Origin of the sequence: Aquabacterium sp. (assembly GCF_004297345.1) — a bacterium.
Classification (GTDB): domain Bacteria; phylum Pseudomonadota; class Gammaproteobacteria; order Burkholderiales; family Burkholderiaceae_C; genus Aquabacterium.
The window spans coordinates 1-3,446 of the sequence record NZ_SCTN01000528.1 but is presented as its reverse complement, the minus strand read 5'-3'; the positions used below and the strand labels follow the sequence as shown (position 1 = coordinate 3,446).

Sequence of the window (3,446 nt, the reverse complement as noted above, 5' to 3'; positions counted from 1 at the left end):
GGACAAGCAGCAGATGCTGGGCTTTCTGGCTGACAACGTGGGCGATCACCTGAGCGGCGTGGTCAGCAACGTCACGGGCAGTGGCGGCGTGACGCATTTTGATCAGGCGGTGTTTGCTGACGAGTTGTCGCTTGAGTCAGTGCGCGTGGCGCACGACTTCGTCGCCAGTCAGTGGCAGCGTTTGCTGGCCGAGGCCGTGGCTTTGCTGGAACGCCGCATCGAAGAAGACCGCTTGGCTGGGCGACCGCAGGATCAGCGGGTGCGCATTGGCGTGTACAGCTATGAAGACCGCATGCCAGACAGCATGCCCAAGGCGCAAGCGCTTGCTCACACAGCGAAGCGGCCAGCCGCGAAAACCAATACGAAAAGCAGGAAGAGGTGAGAACATGAACAAGCTGATCAGCGCGGCGTTGCTTGCTGCGATATTGAGTTTGAGCGCCTGTGGCGGCGGCGGATCGTCTGGCAGCGACACCCAGGCGGGCGTCAGCAGCGGGGGGACGGGTTCGTTCAGCAACGGGCCTGTGACGTCGTTCGGCTCCATCGTGGTCAACGGCATCCACTTCGATCAGACCTCGGCCACTGTGCGCGACACAGACGGCCAGACCGTGTCATCGGCCAGCATCAAATTGGGCATGGTTGTAGAGCTGACCGGTTCGACCGTTGAGCATGTTGGCTCGCGCGATCAGGCTCAGGCTCGCGATATCAGCCTGGTGCCCGCCCTGGTCGGCCCCATTGACCGCGTTGGCACGGACACCCTGGTGGTCATGGGCCAGACGGTGCTTGTGTCCGGCGCCACGCATGTGGATGAAAGCCTGCCGCAAGGCCTGGCGAGCCTGTCTGCCAATGAGTTCGTGACGGTTTACGGATTCCATGATGCCCGGCGCGATGTGTACGTGGCCACGCGCATCGAGCGTCGCGCCGGGGCTGTGCCAGATCACTATGTGGTGCATGGGGTGATTCAGGATCTGGATCCGATCAACGGACGCTGTCGCATCGGGCAGCAGACCATTTCCTATCAGTGGGGTACGGATGTGATCGGGCTCGCCAATGGACGTGTGGCTTCTGCAAAGGTGTCAACCGTCTTGTATTCGCCGGCCTCTGCCGATGGCAGCTCTCCTGCGGTATGGCAAGGGCAGGTGATGACGCTCGATCAACCCAGCGTGTCAGACAGGGATCAGGCCAGCGTGGACGGTGTGGTCACCAGCCTGTCGCTGGACACGGCTGGTGTGATTGCCGTCAACGGATTGGCTGTTGATACGCGGCAGATGGTCTGCAGCGTGTGTGGCGGGCTGAGTGTGGGCGATCGCGTTCAGGTTGAAGGCCGTCTGGTCAACAACGTGATCGTGGCCAACAAGGTGAGCGCAGCCGCAGCCAATTGAGCCGATTTCGTGATGAGGCTCAGTGGCAGACAGCGTGATCCGTGGTGATGAACGCCGTCTGGTTGCCATCTCGGGCTTGTGCGGAGGCGCAGCGGATGTTGCGGCCTTCCACCACATTCTGGTCGTTCATGCGGCAGGCATCGGTGTCCAGGCACTGGCGATTGGTCTGCGTGTCGTACCAATCGTTCCACCAACTCAGGCGGATGCCGTCCACGCGGCGTTTGTCGGCCTTGGCGCTGTCACAGCGGCCTTCGGTGATCCATGCTTCGGTGCGCGAGTCACTGTAGGCCACGTAGAACTCGTTGCTGTAGCGCAGGTGCAGGCAAAAAGGCTTGGCTGTGATGCCTTGCGCCAGTTCGGGCGTGAGCGTCATGCTGTCGACCATGAGTTCTTCGCTGCTCTCGGGCGGGCGCAAGGTGCAGGCGGTCAAGGCGCCAGCCAGGGCTGCCGTGGTTAACAGGAACAGAAAAGATCTCATGCGCGTGATGCTGACATGGCCTTGCCTTGTTTGATGCCAGCAATATCGCGGGCAAGCGCCGCTTGTTCAGCGCTTGTGGTACCCGCGGATATCTGTATCAGGTGGTGCTGCCCAGCAAGTAGGCCGCTACCTGCTCGGCCGTTTGCACGGGGTGCTCCTGCATGAAGCAGTGGCCACCTTTGACTTCCTCGCCTGAGACGGCATCGTTCATGGCCATCCAGCGGCCCAGCGATTCCTTGACGAAGGGGAAGGTGTGGCTGGCGTGCAGCACCAGCGTGGGCGTGCGCACGCGCCCCAGCAGGCCCCAGAGCCGGTCGGGGCCAGTGCTGAAGATGTCAGCCTCGCGGCTGGGTTTGCACTTGAGTTCCACCCCGCCATCTGCGGCGTCTTTCAGGGCGTGGGTCACAAAGGCCATCAAGGCTTCATCGGCCCAGCCCTTGTAGGTGCCTCTGCCATGAAGCAGCTCGAAGGCTTCCTGTCTGGACGCCCAATGCCGGCGTCTGGCGCGTGCCTGGCGCGCCATCGGCGTCTGTTTGGCGATGCCAGTGAACTCTCCCACGGACAGGCCCATCAGCATGGCTGGCGGCATGAGCACAGGGTCCAGCAGCACGGCTCGCTGGAAGTGCTGTTGATGATCGCCCAGGATCAGGCTGGTGAGCACTCCGCCAAAGCTGTGCCCTGTCGCGTAATGGGGCACGGATTTGAACGCCGTGCCTTGCTTGTCGAGCGCTTCTTTCGCGATGTCGGCATTGCGGTTCCATCCGACAAAGCGCCCGCCGTGGTCGCTGTCGCCATGACCTTGCGCATCGAACAACCACAGGTCAAAGTGCGCAGCCAGCTTTTGCAGCATGGGTTCATAGGTCAGCGAGCAAAAGCCGTTGCCGTGAATGAAGTGCAGCAGAGGTTTGCCGCTGGGGGGCGAATGCCATCCCCGCACGGTAAAGCCTTCGCGGGTGCTGTGCGCCCAGGGCTTCAAGGGCATGGACGCTGGCGTGGAGGTGATTGCTTGCATGTACTTCAACGGCGTGTGGCCATGGCACATTGTGCCAACAGGATGGCGAATGCTTGCAAGCTGTGTCGGCAATGGACGCGTTCGTTCACCGGGTATTCAGGTCAAACTGATGGTGATGTGCAAATTACATGTGGCCACGCCCTGAAAGAGCCCCTCAGCTTCTGGTAGAAACCGGGCATCGCCGGATTTTCTCTTTTCATATTCCGGCACGAGGCTCACGTTCAAGGAGGGGTGGCATGCCCGGGTGGATCAATCGTCATGGTCGTTGGTTGGCAGCGGCAGCAGTGGCTGCTGCAGGTGCAAGCTGGCTGCATTCCCGGGCCGATGTGGGTAAGAAGGACAAGCCTGAAGTGGTCGCTGCCGCTGAACCGTTTGCAACTGCTGCCAAGGCGGCCTTGAGTGTGCAGACGGTCAAGCCACAGGCAGGGCAGTGGCCCCTCGTGATTTCGGCCAATGGCGCCATCGCCGCCTGGCAGGAAGCCGTGATCGGCGCCGAGTTGTCAGGCTTGCGTCTGGCTGAGGTGCAAGCGAACGTGGGCGACAAGGTCAAGCGTGGGCAGGTGCTCGCGGTGTTGTC

The 3,446-nt window shown here is 61.7% G+C and carries 3 protein-coding genes and 2 pseudogenes; 3 read left to right on the top strand and 2 right to left on the bottom strand.

What is annotated here, in order from left to right:
• Window positions 1-382, top strand: a pseudogene (locus EPO09_RS20430) (hypothetical protein); the annotation flags it as partial.
• Between the two features lie 4 nt (window positions 383-386).
• Window positions 387-1,379 (top strand): DUF5666 domain-containing protein, encoded by a 993-nt coding sequence (locus EPO09_RS20425; RefSeq protein ID WP_290646125.1) that lies wholly within the window; start codon window positions 387-389, stop codon window positions 1,377-1,379.
• A gap of 19 nt (window positions 1,380-1,398) precedes the next feature.
• On the opposite strand, the gene EPO09_RS20420 is transcribed toward EPO09_RS20425, so the two are convergent.
• Together EPO09_RS20420 and EPO09_RS20415 are read right to left on the bottom strand one after the other, a co-directional pair.
• Window positions 1,399-1,857 carry a hypothetical protein gene (locus tag EPO09_RS20420; RefSeq protein ID WP_290646123.1) on the bottom strand — a complete coding sequence of 153 codons (459 nt, stop codon included), beginning with the start codon at window positions 1,855-1,857 and terminating at the stop codon, window positions 1,399-1,401.
• Window positions 1,858-1,954: 97 nt separating this feature from the next.
• The gene (locus tag EPO09_RS20415; protein ID WP_290646121.1) at window positions 1,955-2,869 is read right to left on the bottom strand and encodes an alpha/beta hydrolase; all 915 of its coding nucleotides are present in this window, start codon (window positions 2,867-2,869) and stop codon (window positions 1,955-1,957) included.
• 236 nt (window positions 2,870-3,105) lie between these two features.
• Here EPO09_RS20415 and EPO09_RS20410 point away from each other — a divergent pair.
• A pseudogene (locus EPO09_RS20410) lies at window positions 3,106-3,446 on the top strand (efflux transporter periplasmic adaptor subunit); the annotation flags it as partial.

What these genes read in the sequence shown, in the direction of transcription:
- EPO09_RS20420 (WP_290646123.1), bottom strand. Translation starts at nt 1,857, where the DNA reads ATGAGATCTTTTCTGTTCCTGTTAACCACGGCAGCCCTGGCTGGCGCC.
- EPO09_RS20425 (WP_290646125.1), top strand. Translation starts at nt 387, where the DNA reads ATGAACAAGCTGATCAGCGCGGCGTTGCTTGCTGCGATATTGAGTTTG.
- EPO09_RS20415 (WP_290646121.1), bottom strand. Translation starts at nt 2,869, where the DNA reads ATGCAAGCAATCACCTCCACGCCAGCGTCCATGCCCTTGAAGCCCTGG.